The organism is Cribrihabitans marinus (genome assembly GCF_900109035.1).
GTDB lineage: Bacteria > Pseudomonadota > Alphaproteobacteria > Rhodobacterales > Rhodobacteraceae > Cribrihabitans > Cribrihabitans marinus.
In genome coordinates, this window is record NZ_FNYD01000006.1 from 219,864 (window position 1) to 239,741 (window position 19,878).

Annotated in this window: 15 protein-coding genes; 4 read left to right on the top strand and 11 right to left on the bottom strand. The window is 68.8% G+C overall.

Going from position 1 to position 19,878, the window contains the following annotated elements; genetic code table 11:
* Position 1: 1 nt before the first annotated feature.
* Entirely contained in the window at positions 2-2,881 is a 2,880-nt protein-coding gene (locus tag BMX57_RS11970) for a monovalent cation/H+ antiporter subunit A (protein ID WP_092367037.1), read from the bottom strand.
* Between the two features lie 242 nt (positions 2,882-3,123).
* Here BMX57_RS11970 and BMX57_RS11975 point away from each other — a divergent pair, with 242 nt between their 5' ends.
* Positions 3,124-3,609: a rhodanese-like domain-containing protein gene (locus BMX57_RS11975; RefSeq protein WP_092367039.1), complete on the top strand. Its 486-nt coding sequence runs from the start codon at positions 3,124-3,126 to the stop codon at positions 3,607-3,609.
* Positions 3,606-4,430, top strand: coding sequence for a CE1 family esterase (locus tag BMX57_RS11980; protein WP_092367042.1), 825 nt, complete (start codon positions 3,606-3,608; stop codon positions 4,428-4,430). Before BMX57_RS11975 ends, BMX57_RS11980 begins: the two co-directional genes overlap by 4 nt.
* A gap of 18 nt (positions 4,431-4,448) precedes the next feature.
* On the opposite strand, the gene mdoH is transcribed toward BMX57_RS11980, so the two are convergent.
* From mdoH to BMX57_RS12025, 9 genes are all read right to left on the bottom strand, one after another.
* On the bottom strand, positions 4,449-6,320 hold the full coding sequence (gene mdoH / locus BMX57_RS11985; RefSeq protein WP_092367236.1) for a glucans biosynthesis glucosyltransferase MdoH: 1,872 nt from the start codon (positions 6,318-6,320) through the stop codon (positions 4,449-4,451).
* On the bottom strand, positions 6,317-7,816 hold the full coding sequence (locus tag BMX57_RS11990; RefSeq protein WP_092367050.1) for an OpgD/OpgG family glucan biosynthesis protein: 1,500 nt from the start codon (positions 7,814-7,816) through the stop codon (positions 6,317-6,319). Before BMX57_RS11990 ends, mdoH begins: the two co-directional genes overlap by 4 nt.
* Positions 7,813-9,033, bottom strand: coding sequence for an OpgC family protein (locus BMX57_RS11995; protein WP_092367051.1), 1,221 nt, complete (start codon positions 9,031-9,033; stop codon positions 7,813-7,815). Before BMX57_RS11995 ends, BMX57_RS11990 begins: the two co-directional genes overlap by 4 nt.
* A 23-nt stretch (positions 9,034-9,056) precedes the next feature.
* A complete protein-coding gene (locus BMX57_RS12000; protein ID WP_092367052.1) occupies positions 9,057-10,427 on the bottom strand; it encodes a tetratricopeptide repeat protein in 1,371 nt (456 codons plus the stop codon).
* Between the two features lie 195 nt (positions 10,428-10,622).
* Positions 10,623-11,816 (bottom strand): CaiB/BaiF CoA transferase family protein, encoded by a 1,194-nt coding sequence (locus BMX57_RS12005; RefSeq protein ID WP_092367239.1) that lies wholly within the window; start codon positions 11,814-11,816, stop codon positions 10,623-10,625.
* Entirely contained in the window at positions 11,803-13,419 is a 1,617-nt protein-coding gene (locus BMX57_RS12010; protein ID WP_092367053.1) for a thiamine pyrophosphate-binding protein, read from the bottom strand. The genes BMX57_RS12005 and BMX57_RS12010 overlap by 14 nt, the downstream gene beginning before the upstream one ends.
* A gap of 68 nt (positions 13,420-13,487) precedes the next feature.
* Positions 13,488-13,976: a DUF302 domain-containing protein gene (locus BMX57_RS12015; protein WP_092367242.1), complete on the bottom strand. Its 489-nt coding sequence runs from the start codon at positions 13,974-13,976 to the stop codon at positions 13,488-13,490.
* A gap of 142 nt (positions 13,977-14,118) precedes the next feature.
* Positions 14,119-15,072, bottom strand: coding sequence for a dihydrodipicolinate synthase family protein (locus tag BMX57_RS12020; RefSeq protein WP_092367054.1), 954 nt, complete (start codon positions 15,070-15,072; stop codon positions 14,119-14,121).
* Positions 15,072-17,183, bottom strand: a complete 2,112-nt coding sequence (locus BMX57_RS12025) for a xanthine dehydrogenase family protein molybdopterin-binding subunit (RefSeq protein ID WP_092367055.1) — start codon at positions 17,181-17,183, stop codon at positions 15,072-15,074. Before BMX57_RS12025 ends, BMX57_RS12020 begins: the two co-directional genes overlap by 1 nt.
* A gap of 154 nt (positions 17,184-17,337) precedes the next feature.
* On the opposite strand from BMX57_RS12025, the gene BMX57_RS12030 reads away from it, so the two are divergent.
* Together BMX57_RS12030 and BMX57_RS12035 are read left to right on the top strand one after the other, a co-directional pair.
* On the top strand, positions 17,338-18,123 hold the full coding sequence (locus BMX57_RS12030) for an aspartate dehydrogenase (protein ID WP_092367245.1): 786 nt from the start codon (positions 17,338-17,340) through the stop codon (positions 18,121-18,123).
* A 22-nt stretch (positions 18,124-18,145) separates the two neighbouring features.
* The gene (locus tag BMX57_RS12035) at positions 18,146-19,090 is read left to right on the top strand and encodes a LysR substrate-binding domain-containing protein (protein WP_092367056.1); all 945 of its coding nucleotides are present in this window, start codon (positions 18,146-18,148) and stop codon (positions 19,088-19,090) included.
* A gap of 12 nt (positions 19,091-19,102) precedes the next feature.
* Here BMX57_RS12035 and cobF read toward each other — a convergent pair whose 3' ends face one another.
* Positions 19,103-19,846 (bottom strand): precorrin-6A synthase (deacetylating), encoded by a 744-nt coding sequence (cobF, locus tag BMX57_RS12040; protein WP_092367248.1) that lies wholly within the window; start codon positions 19,844-19,846, stop codon positions 19,103-19,105.
* Between the last annotated feature and the right edge of the window lie 32 nt (positions 19,847-19,878).

Here is a 19,878-nt window from a genome sequence, read left to right on the forward strand (position 1 = left end):
CTCAGTCCTCCTTCACCGCTGTCTGCGCCGGGTCTTCCGCCTCTGGCGGGTCGTCCCTCGCGGGGTTGATGTCCATCGCGTGCTCGGTGACCATGCCGGGCTGCCAGGCCAGCCGCGACAGGCTTTCCAGCGCCAGAAGCACCGCGCCCACCACGGCCAGGAACACGCCCAGGTCGAAGAACATGGCGGTGGCAAGCTCGAATTCCTCCAGCGGCGGGATCTGGAAATAGCCGAAATCGCTGGTCAGAAAGGGCACGCCGTTGAACCACGCGCCGATGCCGGTGATCGCGGCGATCAGCACGCCGGACCCGATGATGCCGTGATAGTAGAAATGCTGCCGCTCGGCGGCCCAGCCGAAGCCGCTGGCCATGTATTGCATCACATAGGCGATCGAGGCGATCAGCCCGGCGATGAACCCGCCGCCCGGCAGGTTGTGGCCGCGGAGGAAGATGTAGGTCGCCACCATCAGCGCGATCGGCATCATCACCCTTGTCGCCACAACCATCATCAGCGGGTGGGCGTCACCCGATTGCGGCCAGTCGGGCTTGCGGTTCAGCAGGTAGGCGCGCACGCGCGTCGACAGCAGCGCCTCGGTCAGCGAGAAGATCACCAATGCGGCGATGCCCAGCACGATGATCTCGCCGAACGTGTCGAAGCCCCTGAAATCCACCAGGATCACGTTGACCACGTTGGTGCCGCCGCCGCCGGTCTTGGAATTCGCCAGGTGGTATTCCGAGATGGTCGGAAAGGCGAAGTCGCGCACCATCAGCGCATAGACGAGGCCAGCGGTGCCCAGTCCCGCGGCCCCGGCGATCACCCCGTCGCGCACCCGGATCCCGAGAGAGCTGTCCACCGGCGTGCCCTTGGGCAGGAAGTTCAGGCAGAGCAGCAGCAGGATGATCGTCACCACCTCGACCGAGATCTGCGTCATCGCAAGGTCCGGTGCAGAGAGATAGTTGAACGACATCGAGACGGTCAGGCCCACGACGCCGATCAGCACCAGCGCCAGTTGCCGGTTGCGGTGCAGGAAGGTCAGCAGCGCGGTCGCCGCGATCAGGCAGAACCAGGCGATGATCGGCAGGATCGGCGCGTCCTGCACGTCGCGCGTGGGCAACCCGATCGTGCCCGAGAAATAGCCGTAGCCCGCCAGCAGCAGGGTGAAGACCACGAAGATCATCGCATAGCGCGAGATGGCGCCGTCATGCAGGCGGTCGGTGACGGTTCGACTCAGCTCCGCGATCCAGCGCAGCAGCGCGTCGAAGATGGTCTTGGCCTCGGGCCGCGGCATCGCGTTCCAGCCGCGCTCCAGCCCGCCATGCAGGCGCAGCAGAGCCAGCCCGGTCAGCAACGCGCCGAAGGACAGGAACAGCGCCGTGTTGAACCCGTGCCAGATCTTGAGCTTGAACTCAGGCAGGTCACCGCCGGTCACCGCATAGGAGGCCGCCTTGACCAGCGGCCCGACCAGGGCCTGCGAGAACAGGCCGATCGCCACCACCAGAACCGCCAGGAACATCGGTGCCAGCCAGAGCCCCGGGCCGGGATCATGCGGGCTGGCCGGGTAGTCGTGCCGCTTGGGGCCCAGGAAGACATGCGCGATATAGCGGAACGAATAGGCCGCCGTGAACGCCGCCGCCAGCCCGGCGATGGCCGGCAGCACCAGGCGCGATCCGTTCCAGGTGGTGTCCAACGCCTCTGCCAGCATCATCTCCTTCGACAGGAACCCGTTGAGCGTCGGCAGGCCTGCCATCGACAGCGCGGCGATGGTGGCGATGGTGAAGGTCAGCGGCATCAGGTGCCGCAGCCCGCCCAGCCGCTTGATGTCGCGGGTATGCGCCTCGTGGTCGACAATGCCGGCGGTCATGAACAGCGCCGCCTTGTAGACGGCGTGGTTGATGATGTGAAACACCGCGGCGATCGCCGCCATCTTGGTGCCGAAACCCAACAGCATTGTGATCAACCCCAGGTTGCTGACCGTCGAGAAGGCCAGCAACGCCTTGAGGTCGTCCTTGAAAAGCGCGATCACCGCGCCGATCAGCATGGTGGCCAGCCCGGTTGTGGCGACGATGTAGAACCATTCCGGCGTACCGGCCAGCACCGGCCACACACGCGCCATCATGAACAGGCCGGCCTTCACCATCGTGGCCGAGTGCAGATAGGCCGAGACCGGCGTGGGCGCGGCCATCGCGTGCGGCAGCCAGAAGTGGAACGGGAACTGCGCCGACTTGGTGAAACAGCCCAGCAGGATCAGGATCAGCGCCGGCAGGTAGAGCGGCGAGGCCTGGATCGCCTCCTTGTTCCGCAGGATCTCCGTCAGGTCGTAGGACCCGGCGATACTGCCCAGGATCAGCATGCCACCGATCATCGCCAGACCGCCCGACCCGGTCACGGCCAGCGCCATGCGCGCGCCCTGCCGGCCCTCGGGCAGGTGTTTCCAGTATCCGATCAGCAGAAAGGAACTGAGCGAGGTCAGTTCCCAGAACACCAGCAGGAGCAGGATGTTGTCGCTGAGCACGATGCCCACCATCGCGCCCTGGAAGAGCAGCAGGTAGGCATAGAACTGGCCCATCGGATCCTCGCGCGACAGGTAGTAGCGCGCATAGAGAATGATCAGCAGGCCGATGCCCAGGATCAGCCCGGCAAAGAGCAGCCCCAGCCCGTCGAGAAAGAAGTTCGCATTCAGGCCCAGGTTCGGCAGCCAGTCAATGCGGGCGGTGATGACCTCGCCCCGCAGCACGGCCGGCGCGTGCAGGAGCAGGCCGATCAGCGCCAGCAGCGTCGCGGTCCCGGCCGCCGAGGCCGATGCGTCGCGCCCGGCGCGGACCAGGAGGGCGGGAAAGACGACGCCGAGAAAGGGAAGGGCCACGATGAGGAATAACGACAAGGGGCGGTCTCCGGTTCTTTTGCGGCGTCTGGGCGACGGTCTGAAAGTTTCAGACCTCACCGATTATTGCAAGATTGCAAAAGGTGGATCCAAATGTGTTCTTTTCCACGACGGGCGCGGCAAATTGCCCGTGCGTCAGGAAACGCTGACGCGATGGTGATCCAGTGGACGCAGGCCGGGGGCAGGCAGCGCGCCTGCGTCGTGCTAGAAATGCGTCGACGAGACCCGGAACGGAGGAGGCGATGGAGCGCAAGCTGAACGGCATGGTCCCGCGGATGACGCGGCGCTGGCTGCTGCTGGCCGGCATCGCCGCGCTGGGCGCCTGGGGCATCCGCCAATACCGCCTGATCCCGCCGGATTTCCCGGGCGGCACACTGACCGCGGGCGAAGCCTTCGAGGCGGCGCAGTCCGGGCGCATCGTGTTGGTCGATATCCGCACACCGCAGGAATGGCGCCGCACCGGCATCGCGCGCGGCGCGCATCCGATCGACATGCGGCGCGAGGATTTCCGCGCCGCGCTCGACGATCTGACCGCCGAGAACCCGTCTCGCCCCGTCGCCCTGATCTGTGCGCGCGGCGTCCGCTCGGCGCGGCTGGGCAATGCGCTGGCCGAGGCTGGATACGACAACATTCTCGATGTCCCCGAGGGCATGCTGGGCTCGCGCGCGGGGCCGGGCTGGCTGGCTTCGGACCTGCCGGTCACGGCCTATTCCGGAGGGGCGGGATGATCCGGGCTCTCTGTCTGGCCGCGGGCCTGGCGTCGCTGGCGACCCTGGCGCGCGCGGATTGCGCCGATGCGCCCGGCCCCTGCGAGATCCCGGAGGGAAGCTATCATGTCGAACTGCCGGAGTCGGACGCGCCGTCGCTTCCTGCGGTGATGTTCCTGCATGGCTATGGCGGATCGGGCGAGGGCGTGCTGAAGATGCGTGGCGTGGTCGAGGCGCTGACCGCGCGCGGCTATGCGGTCATCGCGCCAGAGGGCAAGCGGCGGCCCAACGGCAACCGCTCCTGGGCGTTCTATCCCGGCCGTGGCGGGCGCGACGAGCATGCGTTCCTGACCGCCGTGCGGGCCGACGCGGCCCGCCGGTTCGGCGTCGACCCCGAGCGCACGGTCCTTTCGGGGTTTTCAGCGGGCGGGTTCATGGTGACCTATCTGGCCTGCGAAAACCCGCAAGCCTTCGTGGCCTACGCCCCGGTCTCGGGCGGGTTCTGGCGGCCGCATCCGCAATCCTGCGCCGGGCCGGTGCGGCTGTTCCATACGCATGGCTGGACCGACAACGTGGTGCCCCTGGAAGGGCGCTACCTGGGCGGCGGCAAATGGCAGCAGGGCGACATCTTTGCCGGGCTGGAGCTGTTCCGCGCCGCCAACCGATGCGTCGACAACCGGCCCGACGGCTTTGCCACGACCGGCGACTTCCTGCGCCGCCGCTGGAGCCGTTGCGCCGAGGGCAGCGCGCTGGAGATGGCGTTGTTTCCAGGCGGGCATGGCGTACCCAAGGGCTGGGCGCCCATGATGCTGGACTGGTTCGAGGCGCTGCCGGGCGCCTGAACGCGCGCGTTGCGTGGCCTATTCGGCCGGCGTGACCCGCGCGTCGCCGTCCAGCACCGCCTTCAGCTCGCGGCGATAGCTGCGCGCGGCACGGGTGATTGCCGGTTCACGCACCTCTTCGCGCGTCTGCAGGAGCCGGCGCGCGCCCTGTGCCGACACACCGCTGAGCGCCGAGAGAGGCACCGCAAGCGCCAGGCTGAACGCGATCGGCAGCAGCCAGGGCGACACCAGTCCGGCCAGGATGCCCACGCTCAGCGCCAGCCCGATCACCGTCTCGAGCGCGTGGCAGACGGCCAGCGTACCCAGCCCGTAGCGCCCGCCTTGGCGGGCCTGCGGCGACCATCCGCGCTGCAGGCCCAGGACCGTGCGGCCGACCGCGATGACCTGCTGGACCATCAGGATCGGCGCGTAGAGCACCGACAGGACCAGTTCCGTCAGGAACGAGATTGCAAAGCGCCAGGCGCCGCCGAAATCGGCATAGCGCGCGCCGGTCAGCGGCAATGCGGCGATGCCCAGGATCTTGGGCGCCAGCAGCATGCCGTAGATCAGCGCGATCACCAGCAGATGCCGCGCCTCGGTCATCTCGGGCCATTGCGGGAAAAGCGGGTTGGCGGGGCTGAAATAATTCAGCACGCTGGCCTCCTCGCTGCGCCCGATCAGCGCCCACATAAGCAGCAGCGCGAACCAGATCGGCGACATCAGGTAGCCGATCGCCCCGTGGAACAGGTGAAAGCGCGAGATCGAGCGGAACCCGCGCGCGCGCAGCAGGTTCAGGTGTTGCAGGTTGCCCTGGCACCAGCGCCGGTCGCGCTGGATGTGGTCGATCAGGGTGGGCGGCGTTTCTTCATAGGAGCCGCGGATGCGCGGCAGGAAGCGCACGGTCCACCCGGCCCGGCGCAGCAGCCCGGCCTCGACGAAATCGTGGCTCATGATCAGCCGGTCCCGACCCGAGCGCGAGCGCAGGCGCGGCAGCCCGGCGCAGCTGGCGAAGGCCGCGGTGCGGATAATCGCGTTGTGGCCCCAGTAGTTGCCTTCCTGGCCGCACCAGCGGGCCATGCCCTCGGCGAAGGCGGCGCCATAGACGCCGTTGGCGAATTGCTGCATCCGGGCGAACACCGTCTGCGCGCCGATCAGCTGCGGAAAGCTCTGGATCAGCCCGGCGCCGGGATCGCGGGCCAGCGCGTCGGTCAGCTGCGCGATGGCGCGGCCGGTCATCAGGCTGTCGGCGTCCAGAACCAGCATCGCGTCCCAGTCGCCGCCCCAGTGCTGCACCCAGTCGGCGATGTTGCCCACCTTGCGGTCGGTGTTGCTGTCGCGGCGGCGGTAATGCAGCGCCAGCCCCGGCGCCAGCGAGTTGCGCAGCGCCTCGATGCTGGCCTGCTCCTGCGCGGCGATGGCGTCGTCGCGGGTGTCCGACAGGATGAACATGGCATAGTCATGCACGCCGCCGCGTGCCCGCAACTCTTCGAGCATCGAGCGCGCGTTGCCCAGCACGTACCAGGGCACCTCGTTGTAGACCGGCATCAGCAGCGCCACGCGCAGGGGCCGCACCGGTCCGCGCGGGCGGCGCGAAGCCTGCCGCGACAACGACAGTACGCCCAGCACCACCGTGCTGACGGTGAAGGCGATCCAGAAGAAATTGAACGAGATCAGCGCCAACAGAACGCCCTCGACCAGGGTGACGCCCTCTTCGGCGAACCAGTCCTCCATCAGCCAGACCAGCGCCAGCGTCGCGGCCATCGCCGGGGAAAAGGCCAGGACCCGCCACAGGGCGACATCGCGCGGCGCGTCGGCGTCGGGCGCCTTCGTGTCGCGGAAATCGCGGCCGAAATCCTGCTTGGGCATCGGCAGCGGCGCGCGCGGCGGCATGATGTGCAGATCGGCACTCATGCCGTCCACCGGTAGAGCCAGACCTCGGAGGCCATCGCGCCGTCCTTGCGCAGTTGCGCGCGCAGTTCCACATGATCGCGCTCGCCCGGGTCGAAGGAGAAGGCCAGGCGCAGGCCGCCGGTCTCGGGATTGCGCTGCAGGATCGGCTCGGACATCTCGGTATGGGGCGATTGCACGATCGGCACGATCACATCGATATCCGCGTGCAGTTCGGTCGCTTCGAAGTCGATCACCACCAGCCGCCCGGTGCCGAAGGTCTTGTCACCCATCGCCGTGTCGGTGACACGGGGCAGGGGGGTCGTGGCGGGCTCCTCGCCCCAGGTCAGGCGATAGCCGATCTCGAATGGCTGGCCGACGGGAACCGGCGTCGCGGGTCGCCAATAGGCGACGATGTTGTCATAGATCTCCTGGTCGGCGGGGATCTCGACCAGGGTGACGGTGCCGCGTCCCCAGTTGCCCATCGGTTCGACCCAGAGGCCCGGACGCTTGTGATACATCGCCTCGAGATCGTTGAAATCCGAGAAGTCGCGCGCCCGCTGCATCAGGCCGAAGCCCTGCGGCCCGTCATCGACGAAAGATGAAACCTGCAACCGGCGCGGATTGGACAGCGGGCGCCAGATCACCTCGCCGGCGCCGTTGCGGATCATCAGGCCGTTGCTGTCATGCACCGCAGGCCGGAAATCGTCGAACCGGGTGCGCCCGGTCTGGTCATAGAGGAACATCGAGGTCAGCGGCCCCAGCCCCACGTTCTCAAGCTCGGTGCGCGGGAAGAGGGTCGCCTGCACCTCCATCACGCAATCCGCCCCGGCGCGGATGTCGAAGCGATAGGCGCCGGTGACGCTGGGGCTGTCCATCAGCGCGTGAACGATCATGTTGTCCTGCCCCGGCGCGGGCCGTTCCAGCCAGAAGCGGGTGAAGTCGGGAAATTCCTCGCCATCCGGACCGGCGGTGTTCAGCGCCAGGCCGCGCGCCGACAGGCCATAGACCTCGTACAGGCCGATGGCGCGGAAATAGCTGGCGCCCTGGAAGACGCAGAACTCGTCGGTCAGGCCGGGCCGGTGCATCTCGGTGCGCAGGCGCAGCCCGGAAAAGCCCAGCGTGTCGTCGACGGGCAGCTGCGGCACCTCTTCGGACTTGTCGAACATCGACAGATCGAATTCCACCGGGTTCGCATTGCCGTCCGAGACCTCGAACACCTTGACGGCGCGGGGGAAATACAGCCCCGGCGGGAAGAAATCGACATTGAAGGGCGCGTCCGTACCGTTCCACAACGTCCGTTCGGGTCGGAAACGGATCGACCGGTACTGCTCATAGGTCAGGTCGCGCCAGGCCTGCGGAATCGTCGGGCGCGGGGCATAGGGGCGCGAGGCCAAATCGCGGGCCTCGGCCACGACCATGCCGGGGTCGAAGGGCATTCCGATACCGGTTGCCCCGGCCGCCGAGCTCAGGGCCAGGGCCGAAATCGAGGACAGGAATGTGCGGCGCGACAGCGTCATTTTCGGACTTTCCAAGGTTGCGACTTGAACCATCCGGCCAGATAGGCAACCCCGATGATCATTGCAAAGCCGGTCAGGTTGGCCAGTGCGACGGTGGCGGAATCCCGCCCGGCGGAATCCAGCCAAACGCCGATAAACCGCGCAATTGCCATGGAAAAAACGAAGACCGCCAGCGATTGCTGGCCGACCTTGGTGATCAGCCGCAGCACGATGCGCCAGGTCCGGGCGGCCCATCCGGTCCCGGTGGCCAGCAGCCGCGCGCCCTTGTCGCCGGCGGCGACCCAGCCCAGATAGGCCAGCGCGAGGAAGTGCAGGAAGCGCAGCAGGCCGAACTCGGTCTTGGGGCGCAGTTCCTTGCTCAGCGACCAGACCTTGCGGATCTGCTCGCCCAGGTCGGGGCTCAGGGCATCGACCCACAGGAACACCTTCCACGCGCCGAAGGGCGCGGACAACACCAGGAACGCCGCCGAGATCCAGATCAGCGCCTTCGAAACCGGCGGCGCGGGGATCCAGCCGCGCATCAGTGCGAATCCGGTGAAGAACAGCAGCTGCCAGCCGAACGGGTTGAAGAACCACTGGCGGTCCGACCACGGCTCGGCCGGCAGCGCCAGCGCGCCGGTCTGCGCCACCGCCCAGATCGCGACCGATGCCAACACCGCCGCCCAGACCCCGACCTGCCGCAGCGCCACGAAGACCGGCATCATCGCCAGCACCACCAGGTACATCGGCAGGATGTCGAAATAGTTGGGCACATAGGTCAGCGTGAACAGGCCCAGCATCTGCTGCATCGGATCGGCAAAGAAGTGCTGCAGGTTCAGCGAGGCGACATAGCTCTTGTCGAACGCCCCCGACAGGTCCAGCGCGGCCATCGACATCGCGACGAAGAAGAACAGGCAGATATGCGCCCAGTAGACCTGCCAGGTGCGGAAGGCCACGCGCGCGGTGCCCATCCACCAGCCCTGGCGCTCGAACGCGCCGCCGAAGGCGATGGCCGAGGCCATGCCGGAACAGAACACGAAGATCTCGGTGGCGTCGGAATAGCCGAACCGCGCGGGGATCCACCCGGTCCAGGGATTGCGCGGGATATGCGCGACCAGGATGATGAACATCGCGATGCCGCGATAGAAGTCCAGCCGCGGGTCGCGCGTGCCTGACCTGGCGGCCGGGCGGGCCGGCGCGGCGGCAGTGAAATCCGATGCGGGCGAGATCGTCGCCATTCCGGTCCGGTCCTCTGTCACTGTCACTCGGCGGGCATGCTGCGCGTGCCGGGGGCACGGCGGCCTTGGGCGATCAGGCTGCGGCGGGCGAGGGCGTAATTGTCCTCGTGCCCGCCACGCCGGGTGCGCCGGTCGTCCAGGATCGCCTCGACCGCGTCCAGCCGCCCGGCGCGCAGCCCGGCATCGATGGTCAGCCGTTCGAACACGTCGCGCTGGGCATGGCTGCCGCCGGCCAGCTGCATCGTGGGGCGCGCGGCGACAAGCAGGCTGAAGGCGCGGCCGTGGTCGCCGTCGCCAAAGGCCGCCAGCCCCTGCGCAGCGGCCAGTCCGGGATCGCCCATCCGCAGGGTCATGTCGCAGTCGGCGCGTCCGCCGTCGCGGCGGATCCGCGTCAGCATGCGCGCCGCGGCCTCGTCCCGGTCATCGCCGGTGAGCGCCAGCAGGTAATGCAGATCGGCGAAGATCAGGCAGCCATCCTCGGTGCGCGCCGCGCTCAGGTCGGCCAGTTCGCACCAGCGGTCGCCCACGTCGACGCCTTCCAGTTCCAGCCGCATCAGCAGCGAGGTGGCGTTCGAGATGTCGCGGTAGTCGTCGGTCCGGTCCCTGCGGATCTCGGCGTCATAGAGCGCCAGCACCGCGTCGATCTGGCCCAGGTCGAGATGCATAAGCGCCTTGTGCCACCAGACGTGGTAGCGGAAATTGTTGCAATGCGCCCAGGCCTCCTCGCGGCCGGCCAGCCAGTCGAGCCCGCGTTCGGCGTGGCCGGTCATGTCGTGCACATGCGCCACCGCATGCAGCCCCCAGGCATCGTCCGACACCATCCACAAAGCCTGCCGCCCCGCGATCTCGGCCTTGTCGTAGTCGCCGGTCTCCTCGAGCGCGAAGGCATGGCAGCCCAGCAGATAGCCGCGGCCGGGATGATCGGGCGCATAGGCGGGCATCACCCGCTCGATCGACCGGCGCATGCCGGGGCCGTCGCCCAGGACAAAGCGGGTCGCGTGGCTCATCTTCATGGCCAGGGTGTCGTCGGGATGCGCGGCCAGCACCGCCTCGAAGCATTGCACCGCCCGGGTCGGGTTGCCCTCCAGCCAGTGCCGCAGCGCCTGCAGATACTGCGCCTCGCGCGGGGTCAGGGCGCGCGACTGCGCCGCTGTCTCGGCGCTGTCCAGCGCCTCCTGCGCCGTGGCCACGAGCTCGCGCCGGCCAAGGAGCATGAGAAACAATCCCTTCACCGCATGGCCCAAGGCAAAACCCGGATCGCGCTCCAGCACCTTGGCCAGATGGTCGGGGGTCACGGCGGCATGGGCCATGAAACCCAGCAGAACGCCATCCCAGTCCCGCGCGGCATCCGCGTGGGCCAGGCTGTTCATCTGTCCAAAAACATCTTGCTTCATGAAGGGTCCGGTTCCGATTCCGTGGCTTTCAACTCAAGGACTTAGCAGAGTGGTCGCACGGTCGTTACCAGTATCGGCGCCGCTCGCGCATTGGTGAAATGGCGTGTGCCGGCGGTGGCGGGAATTTCCGCCGATCCGCCCGTATCATGGGCGCTTTCTCGCCGATGCGGGACTTCGGGCCCTTCGGCCGCGTCGTCAGTCTTCCGGCTCGTCGAACGGATCGCTGCGCTGCAACACCGCGCCGGTATCGGCGCCAAAGACCGGCGGCGGCCTGCGGTAGCGCACCGGGGTTCTGGAAAATTTCAGCGGGTTGCCGATCAGCGAGACCGGGCCGGGGTCCGCGCGCATCCCGATCTTCATGTCGCGTGCCGCGACCTGTTCGCCGGAGAACACCTGGTCCAGCGTCTGCACCGGCCCCACCGGCACGCCGCGTGCCTCGAGCGCCGAGATCACTTCGGCCGCGGTCATCGCGGCCAGCGCCGGGCGCAGCACGGCATTGAGTGCATCGCGGTGTTCCAGCCGGTCGGGGTTGGTGGCAAAGCGCAGATCGCGGGCCAGTTCGTCGCGCCCCAGCATGGCGCACAGGCGCGCGAACTGGCGGTCATTACCCACCGCCAGGATCACATGCCCGTCCGAAGTGGCGTAGACATCATAGGGCACGATGTTGGGATGCCCGTTGCCGCGCCGTTGCGGCACCTCGCCCGAGGTCAGGTAATTCACGCCCTCGTTGATCAGCCAGGCCACCTGGCTGTCGACCAGCGCGATGTCGATCTGCTGGCCCTCGCCGGTGCGGTCGCGGTGGCGCAGCGCGGCCAGGATGCCGACGCAGGCATACATGCCGCACATCACGTCGGCTATGCCGACCCCGACCTTCATCGGCGCCCCCTTGGGCTCTCCGGTCAGCGACATGATCCCGCCAAAGCCCTGCGCCATCAGGTCGTACCCCGGCTTGGCCGCGTTCGGGCCGGTCTGGCCATAGCCCGAGATCGAGCAATAGACGAGCCCGGGCAGATCCCGCGACAGCGTGGAATAATCCAGCCCGTATTTCGCCAGCCCGCCGGGCTTGAAATTCTCCACCAGGATGTCGGCCGCCGCTGCCAGCCGCCGGATCGTCTCCTGTCCCTCGGGGGTGGCGATGTCCACCGCGACCGACCGCTTGTTGCGGTTCGCCGCCATGAAATAGGCGCTCAGGTCGCTCTGCCGGCCTTCGGCATCGGTGACATAGGGCGGGCCCCATTGCCGCGTGTCGTCGCCGCCCGTTGCGGGGTTCTCGATCTTCAGCACGCTGGCGCCCAGGTCGCCCAGAAGCTGCGTGCAGGTCGGCCCGGCAAGGATGCGGGTCAGATCCAGCACCTTGACGCCCGCCAGCGCCCCCTCAGATCCGCCCATCATAAGCCTCCCGGTCGATTTCCGCCGCGATCACGGTGAAGCGGTCCGCCACAAGCGCCTGTTCAAGGGCCGCGCGCAGCTCGGTGCGGTCGCGCACGGTATGGCCGTGCCCGCCGAAGGCCCGGCCGATGGCGGCGAAGTCGTGGTGTCCGAAATCGACGCCGTGATTGGCCATCTGCCGTTGCCGCTGTTTCAGCTCGATCAGCGCAAGCGATGCGTCGACGAAGACAAGGAAGATGGGGTTGTTGCCCATCTCGGCGGCGGTCGACAGCTCTCCGGCCACCATCAGGAACCCGGCATCGCCCGAAAACGAGATCACCGGTCGTTCCGGCGCGGCCAGTTTCAGACCGATCGCCATCGGCACGGCGCAGCCCATCGTGCACAGCCCCGACGACTGGATCAGGCCGCGCGGCTCGGTGCAGCGCCACATCTGGCTGAGCAGGATGCGATGCGCACCGCTGTCGGCGGTGGCCAGCGTGTCGGGCGGCAGCGCGGCACGGGCCTCGGCGATCACCGCGGCCGGGCCCCAGGCCTCGTCCTCGGGAAAGGCCTCGGCCAAGGCCGCCCGCGTGGCGTCGGGCCGGCCATCCGGCCAGGTCGCGCGGGCGGGGATCCCCTGTGCCAGCACCTCCAGCGTCGCGCCGGTATCGGCCACCAGCGAGACGCCGGCGCGGTGCATGTAGTGCGTGTTGGGTTCGGCGCTGACGTCGATCACGTTCTGCCGCGCGGGATCCCAGGCCTCGCGCCAGCCCGGACGCATCTCGATCGGGTCGTAGCCCAGGCAGAGGATCAGATCGGCCTCGGCGACCAGCGGCAGCAGGTGGCGGTCGGCCAGCGGCGACAGCCCGGCCGCGCCAAGGCAGAGCGGATGATCCTCGGGCAGCACACCCTTGGCCTTGTAGGTGGTGACAAATGGGATGCCGAAATGCTCCAGAAAGGCCCTGACGATCCGCGCCGATCCGTCGCGCGGCACATCCAGACCGATCACCGCCAGCGGCCGTTCCGCGTCTCGCAGCCAGTCGCGCGCCTGCGCCGCTTCGGCCCCTGTCGGCGCGACCGGTGCGGGGGCCGGCGTCTGCAGTGCGGGCCCCTCCACGCGCGCCTCGGCAACCGAGATCGGCACATCCACATGCACCGGCCCGCAGCGGGGCCGCGTGGCCAGCATCACCGCCTTGTCCGCCACCAGCCCGGCACCGCGTGCCGTCAGGCGGAATGTGCCCTTGGTGATCGGGCGGAACACCGCGCCGTGGTCCAGCACCTGGTGGGTATAGCTCAGCGCCTCGTCCTCGTCGACGCATCCGGTCAGCACGATCATCGGCACCCGGTCCTGGTGCGCGTTGGTGACCACGTTGACCCCGTTCATCGCGCCGGGACCGATGGTGGCCACCAGGATCGCGGGCGCTGCGTCGCGGTGATGCACCGCCTCGGCCATGAAGCCGGCGGCGTTTTCGTGCTTGGCCAGGTGAAACCGGATTCCGGCCCGTTCCAGCGCATCCACCAGCGTCAGCACCTCGCCGCCGGGCATCCCGAAGGCGTGTCGGCACCCGGCCTGGTAGAGCCTGCGGGCCAGCAGGTCGGCGGCACGGGGGGCGGGTTCGGACATCGGTGACGCTCCGTCAGGGACTGTTGCGCAGATTGCGGAGGTGGCCGCCCGGCGCAAGCCCTTTCACGTCACTGTGAGGCGTCGACAGCATCCTGAGCCACCGTGGCGAACAGCGCGTCCAGCTCGGCGGCGATGGCGTCCAGTTCCGCGCCGCCCTCGTCCATGTAGGGCGAGAAGATCATGCTGGGCGTCTTGTAGGACAGGGTGGCCGAGCCGTCGTCATTCTCGGTGACATAGAACCGAATCGGCGCCTCGATCATCGCCGCGACCGACGTGCCGATCACCCGCACGGCAAAGTCGTTGTTGAACGCGCCGATGATGCGGTTGCCGGGGATCTCGATCCCGCGCGCGGCGGCGGCCTTGGTCGGGCCGGCCTGGGTGACGACGACAAGCCCGTTTGCCTTGATGGCGCCGATCACGTCCTCGACCAGCCGGTCGAAGGGCTTGTCGGTCAGTCGCACGACCCAACCGGCCCGCGGCTGCAGGTCGGACGCGCCGCCCAGAACCGGCAGCGAGACAAGGGTCACGACGGCAAGCCATCTCAACAGTCGGATCATGCGGGTCTCCACTCCGACTCCGGTGGTAGCGAACGACGGCGCCGGGCGCGAGGGCGGGCAGGCCACGGCCCCGACCAACTGGCGGAAACGCGCCGAAAGGGGTGGGAAATCCGCTCATGACGACCCGTGCCGCCGTAATCGGTCAGAGTTGCAGCCCGCAGCCCTCGAAGGCCCGGCGGGTCTCCGCCTTCTCGGCCTCGGTCAGCGGCAGCATCGGGAACCGGGTGGCGCCGCCGGTCTGGCCCAGCAGGTCCTGCCAGAACTTGCCATGCGCGTGCGGCTTGCCCGCAGGCTTGGTGTCGCGGATCGCCGCGCGCACCGGCTCGAGGCTGTCGCGGACACGCCGCGCCGCGTCGAACCGGCCCTGAAAGGCAAGCTGCGTATACTCGTGCATCCGCCGGTCGCGCGCCGTCTGCAACAGGTAGGGCGGCGAGGAGCAGAGGTAGAGTTTCCAGCCCAGCTCCTCGATATTGTCCAGCCATTCCTCCTCGGACGCGGTCGAGACATGGATCCGGTCGCCGACCATGTGGCTCAGGCGCACATACATCTCGCGCGGGACCGAATACTTGATCGCCACGATGTTGGGCAGCTCGGCGATACGGGCGCACAGCTCGGGGCTCATCAGATAGCCGCTGTCGGGATGCGACCACATGGCGATGCCGATATCCACCGCGTCGCAGACCGCCTTGTAGTAGTTGAACACCGTCTCGTCGGGATCCTTGACGAAATGCAGAACCGGCGCATGCACGACGATATAGTCGGCGCCCACGTCCTGCGCATGGCGGGCCAGTTCCAGCACGGTGTCGAAATTCTGGTCCGAGGCCGACATGATGGTGCCCGCCGCGCTGCCGGTTTCGTCCGCCGCGATCTCGAAATTGCGTTTGCGCTCGTCCAGCGACATCGAGAAATACTCGCCCTGCTTGCCGCCGATGAACAGGCCGGCGATGCCGAGATCGTCCGCCCAATGCCGGATGTTGCGGCGGAACCCGGCCTCGTCAAAGGATCCGTCGGGCCGGAACGGGTTGAGCGCCGCGGCCCAGATCCCGCGCATGTGCTCGCGGGCGCGGTCCTTGGCGTCGAGGCGGGAATAGCGCATCACTCGGTCCTTTCGCTGGCCGACCGGATCGCCTGCCAGAGCGACAGGCTGGTCAGCGGCATTTGCAGGTCTTCTACCCCCAGCGGCGACAGCGCGTCGATGGCGGCGTTCAGCAGGGCGGCGGGCGCGCCGATCGTGCCGGCCTCGCCCAGCCCCTTGGCGCCCAGCAGGTTGGCATCGGTCGGCGTCTGCGTCGTGTGGATCGACAGCGGCGGCGTGTCGGCGGCACGCGGAACCGCATAATCCATCAGCGACCCGCTGAGCAGTTGGCCGTCCTCGAAATGCAGCGCCTCCATCATCGCCTCGCCATAGCCCTGCGCGCATCCCCCCGTCACCTGGCCATGCGCCAGCATCGGATTGATCAGCCGACCGGCATCGTCCAGGCACATCATGCGGTGCACCCGGGGCCTTCCGGTGTCGCGGTCGATTTCGAGCACGGCAAGGTAGCAGCCGTGGCCCCAGGCTTCGTTCGGGGCCTCATAGCGGATCTCGGCGGTCAGGGGCAGAGCCGCGCCTTCCGCGCGGCGTTCGTTGATCTCGGCGCAGCAGGCCAGCACGGCGCTGGCCCCGATCGGCGTACTGCGGCTGGCCAGCGCGCCGATGCCCGCGGGGCAAGCGGCGGTGTCGCCATGCAGGACGCGCACCCGCTCCGGTGCCAGGTTCAGCGCCTCGGCGGCGACCTGCGCCAGCGCGGTCTCGCGCCCGTGTCCCTGGCTGCTGCCGCCGGTCGCCACGACGGCGCCGCGCCCATCCAGCGTCACCCGTGCGCTTTCCCAGCCGGTGCCCGAGGGTTCGACATAGAAGCCCAGGCCGATCCCGAACAGCCGGCCGGCGCGCCGGGCCGCGTCGCGTTCGGCGCATAGGGTCCGGTATCCGGCCTTGTCGGCCAAGAGGGCCAGGGTTTCGGGATAGTCGCCGGAATCCAGCCGGCAGCCGGTTGCCGAGCGGTGCGGCATCGCGTCGGCGGGACGCAGGTTGCGCCGCCGCAATTCGACCGGGTCCAGACCGCAGGCGCGTGCTGCCTTGTCGGCCAGCCGTTCCATCAGCGCGCAGGCCTCGGGCCGTCCTGCGCCGCGATAGATCCCCACGGGCGGCAGGTTCGCCCGCTGCGCACCGGTTTCGATGTCCAGCGCATCCATCACATAGGGGCCAGGCAGAATGCGGCCCGCATTCCAGGCCGGGATCAGCGCCGAATTCGGCAACCAGGACCCCAGCGGCGCCTCGATCCGCGCCTTCAGCGCCAGAAAGCGCCCCTCGGCATCCAGCGCCAGCGCGCCCTTGCTGCGCAGCCCGCGCCCGTGGGTGGCCGACAGGAAATCCTCGCTGCGGCTGGCGATCCAGCGCACCGGGCGGCCAAGTTTGAGCGCGGCCCAGACCGCGCAGACCTCTTCGGGGTAGAGCGAGGCCTTCATCCCGAACGCGCCGCCCACATCCGGGGCGATCACCCGCAGCGCCTCGGGATCCAGCCCGAGGATGCCGGCCAGCTCGGTTCGGGCGCGGTGCGGGGTCTGGGTCGACAGCCAGACGGTCGCGCCACCCTGGCCATCGGGCGCCACGGCGATGCCGCGTGGCTCCAGCGGCGTGGGGGCAAGGCGGGGATGCGTGATCTCGACCTCGACCACTTGGGCGGCGCGCGCGAACCCGGCCTCGGCATCGCCGTCCGTCCACGACTGCGCGGCGGCCAGGTGATCCAGCGGCGGCGCCGCGTCCTCGTCGATGTCCAGCAGGATCGCATCGGCCGCATCCTGCGCCTGCGGGGCGGTTTCGGCCAGCACCGCGGCAACGGGCTCGCCCACCGCCGTGACGGTTTCCGCGGCCAGCAGCGGAAAGGGCGTCTCGCCGTTGCGCGGCAGGACCGGGTTCACCGACAGCGCCCCGGTCTCGCCCAGGTCTGCGGCGGTAAAGACCCCGACGACGCCCGGTCCTTCGCACGCGCCATCCAGGTCCAGTTCGGTGATCCGTCCACACGGCACCGGGCTGCGCAGAAAGGCCAGCGCCAGCGCGCCGGGCAAGGGGACGTCACCTACATATTGCCCCTCGCCGCGCAGAAGCCGGGGGTCTTCGCGGCGGCGCAGGGGTTGGCCGACCGGTGTGGCGTGTGTGTCTGGCATTGGGCGGGGTGCGGTGGCTGCGGTTCGCGCCGATCCTGTGATCCAGAGGCAGACGCGGCAAATCGTTTGATTGCATCTGGATATTGTGAATTACGATAGCACTTGCGGGCTGCTATATGGAATTGGCTTGGGGCAAAGCGGAGGGCACGACATGCTGGACATCGCGCTGATCGGCCACGGCGCCATTGCCGCCCATGTGGCGGCCCATTGCCCGGAGGGCGCACGGGTCGGTGCCGTCATCTGCCGGCCGGGCCGCGCGGCGGCGGCACGGGCGGCGCTGGGCGACGTTTCGGCGATGGAAGCTGTCGCCGACCTTCCGACCCGCCCCGGCCTGCTGATCGATTGCGCCGGGCATGAGGGGCTGCGCGCTCACGGGCCCGCGGCGCTGCAATCGGGGATCGACCTGCTGACCGTCTCGGTCGGTGCCCTGGCCGACCCCGAGCTGGAGGCCGACCTGGCCCGCGCGGTGGCCGAGGGCGGGGCCACGCTAACACTGGCCAGCGGCGCGATCGGGGCGCTGGACGCGCTGCGGGCCGCCGCCAGGGGCGCGGATCTGGAAGTGACCTATCGCGGGCGCAAACCGCCCGCGGGCTGGCACGGATCGCGGGCCGAGGAGGTGCTGGACCTCGATGCCCTGACTGGCGCGGAAGTGCATTTCAGCGGCACCGCACGCGAGGCCGCCCGGCTCTACCCCAAGAACGCCAATGTCGCCGCCGCCGTTGCCCTGGCGGGCGCGGGCTTCGACGCCACCCGCGCCGTGCTGATCGCCGATCCGGAGGCCGGTGGCAACCTGCACGAGATATCGGCCCGGGGCAGCTTCGGCCGCTTTGAATTCCGCATCGAGGGCCGGGCGCTGCCGGGCAATCCCCGGTCCTCGGCGCTGACCGCGCTCAGCGTGCTGGCCGAGATCCGCCGGCGGCTGTCGGGGATCCGGATATGACCGGATCGGGCAGGAGCGGAACATGAGCCGCACCCAGATCCGCATCGTCGAGCGGGTTCTGACCCGGCTCAAGCTAAAGCAGCTGCGCCTGCTGGTCGCGGTGGGCGAGCACCACTCGATCCTGCACGCGGCGCAGGCACTGAACATCTCGCAGCCGGCGGCGACCAAGCTGATCAAGGATCTCGAGCTGGATTTCGACGTGCAGCTTTTCCAGCGCACGAATCGGGGCATGGTGCCGACCGTCTTCGGCGAGGCGCTGATCCGCCACGGCAAGCTGATCCTGGCGCAGATCTCACACGCCGCGCAGGAACTGGACGACCTGAACCTTGGCAATGGCGGCCGCGTTGTCCTGGGCACGTTGCTTGCGGCCTCGGCAGAGTTCCTTCCGCGGGTCCTGGGCCGATTGCAGCGGGAACGGCCCGGCCTGGTGGTCAAGCTGGTCGAGGGCACCAACGACGTGCTGATGCCGGCCCTGCGCGCGGGCGACGTGGACCTGGTGGTGGGCCGGCTTCCGATCCACCGCCACCGGACCGAGATCGCGCAGGAGCGCCTGTTTGAGGAGCACGTCATCTGCGTCGCGCGCGCCGGGCATCCGGTGCACGCCCTGTCCGCGCCAGGAGTGGCGGACCTGCTGGAATACCCCTGGATCCTGCCGCCGTCCGAGACCACGCTGCGCCGCCAGATCGACCACATGTTCGTCGAGGCCGGCGGGCCCGAGCCGCGCCACGCAGTTGAATCCGTCTCGTATCTCGCCAATCGGGCGCTGCTGGTGTCCTCGGACATGCTGGCGGTGATGCCGGCCCATGTCCCCGCCCATGACATCGAGACCGGTGCGCTGCGGCAGGTCGCGTGGGACGTGCCGATCCCCATCGGGCCGGTGGGGATCTCGATGCGCAAATCCGCCCCGCTGTCCCCGGCCGTCGATGCGGTTCTCGAGGCGCTGCGCGCCGAGGCGGCCGCGCAGTAAGCCGGCGCCGGCTCAGCCGGGTCGCCGTTCCAGCAGGTACACATCCATGATCCAGCCGTGCTCGGCACGGGCGCGGGCGCGGGTTTCGACGATCCGCTCGGCCACTTCGGACACCCGGCCGGCGATCAGGATCTGTTCGGCCATGCCGACATAGGCGCCCCACCAGATGTGCAGATCCGTCCCTTCCAGGTCGCGAAACGCGCAATTGCCGTCCAGCATCACCACCACCCGGTCCGCGGCCTCGGGCCAGCCGCCGTCGCGCAGTCGCCGGCCGGTCGTGACCACGAAGGGCGCGCCCAGGTCGTTCACCGGGATCGCATGCGCCGCGGTCAGCGCCTGCACCGCCGTGATTCCCGGCACGACACGGACTTGCGGCCGAGGCTTCAGCCGCGCGGCGATGCGCAGGCTGCTGTCATAGAGCGAGGGATCGCCCCAGATCAGCAACGCCACGTGGCGCGCGCCGGGATGCGCGGCGATTGCCGCCTGCCAGCGCTCGGCGATGGCATCGTGCCAATCCTCGACGCCCTGGAGATAGCCGGCATCGTCGCGGCGCGCGGGGATGTCGAAATGGGCGATGGCCGGCGGCGTGTCCGCGACCTGCGCGACGATCCCTTCCCGCAGCCCGGCCAGATCGGATTTCTCCGCGCCCTTGCGCGGGATCAGGATCAGGTCCGCCGCGCGGATCGCCCGTTCGCCCTCGCGGGTCAGGTGGTCCGGGTTGCCGGTTCCGATTCCGATCAGCAGCAGTTCAAGCATGGCAAACATAACACCCCGGTCCGAAGCGGACC

Bases quoted from the DNA above. Each gene is read 5' to 3' on its own strand.
- BMX57_RS12015 (WP_092367242.1), bottom strand. From the start codon at position 13,976: ATGATCCGACTGTTGAGATGGCTTGCCGTCGTGACCCTTGTCTCGCTG.
- cobF (WP_092367248.1), bottom strand. From the start codon at position 19,846: ATGCTTGAACTGCTGCTGATCGGAATCGGAACCGGCAACCCGGACCAC.
- BMX57_RS12025 (WP_092367055.1), bottom strand. From the start codon at position 17,183: ATGCCAGACACACACGCCACACCGGTCGGCCAACCCCTGCGCCGCCGC.
- mdoH (WP_092367236.1), bottom strand. From the start codon at position 6,320: ATGAGTGCCGATCTGCACATCATGCCGCCGCGCGCGCCGCTGCCGATG.
- BMX57_RS11995 (WP_092367051.1), bottom strand. From the start codon at position 9,033: ATGGCGACGATCTCGCCCGCATCGGATTTCACTGCCGCCGCGCCGGCC.
- BMX57_RS12010 (WP_092367053.1), bottom strand. From the start codon at position 13,419: ATGTCCGAACCCGCCCCCCGTGCCGCCGACCTGCTGGCCCGCAGGCTC.
- BMX57_RS12035 (WP_092367056.1), top strand. From the start codon at position 18,146: ATGAGCCGCACCCAGATCCGCATCGTCGAGCGGGTTCTGACCCGGCTC.
- BMX57_RS12000 (WP_092367052.1), bottom strand. From the start codon at position 10,427: ATGAAGCAAGATGTTTTTGGACAGATGAACAGCCTGGCCCACGCGGAT.
- BMX57_RS12020 (WP_092367054.1), bottom strand. From the start codon at position 15,072: ATGCGCTATTCCCGCCTCGACGCCAAGGACCGCGCCCGCGAGCACATG.
- BMX57_RS11990 (WP_092367050.1), bottom strand. From the start codon at position 7,816: ATGACGCTGTCGCGCCGCACATTCCTGTCCTCGATTTCGGCCCTGGCC.
- BMX57_RS11975 (WP_092367039.1), top strand. From the start codon at position 3,124: ATGGAGCGCAAGCTGAACGGCATGGTCCCGCGGATGACGCGGCGCTGG.
- BMX57_RS12005 (WP_092367239.1), bottom strand. From the start codon at position 11,816: ATGGGCGGATCTGAGGGGGCGCTGGCGGGCGTCAAGGTGCTGGATCTG.
- BMX57_RS11980 (WP_092367042.1), top strand. From the start codon at position 3,606: ATGATCCGGGCTCTCTGTCTGGCCGCGGGCCTGGCGTCGCTGGCGACC.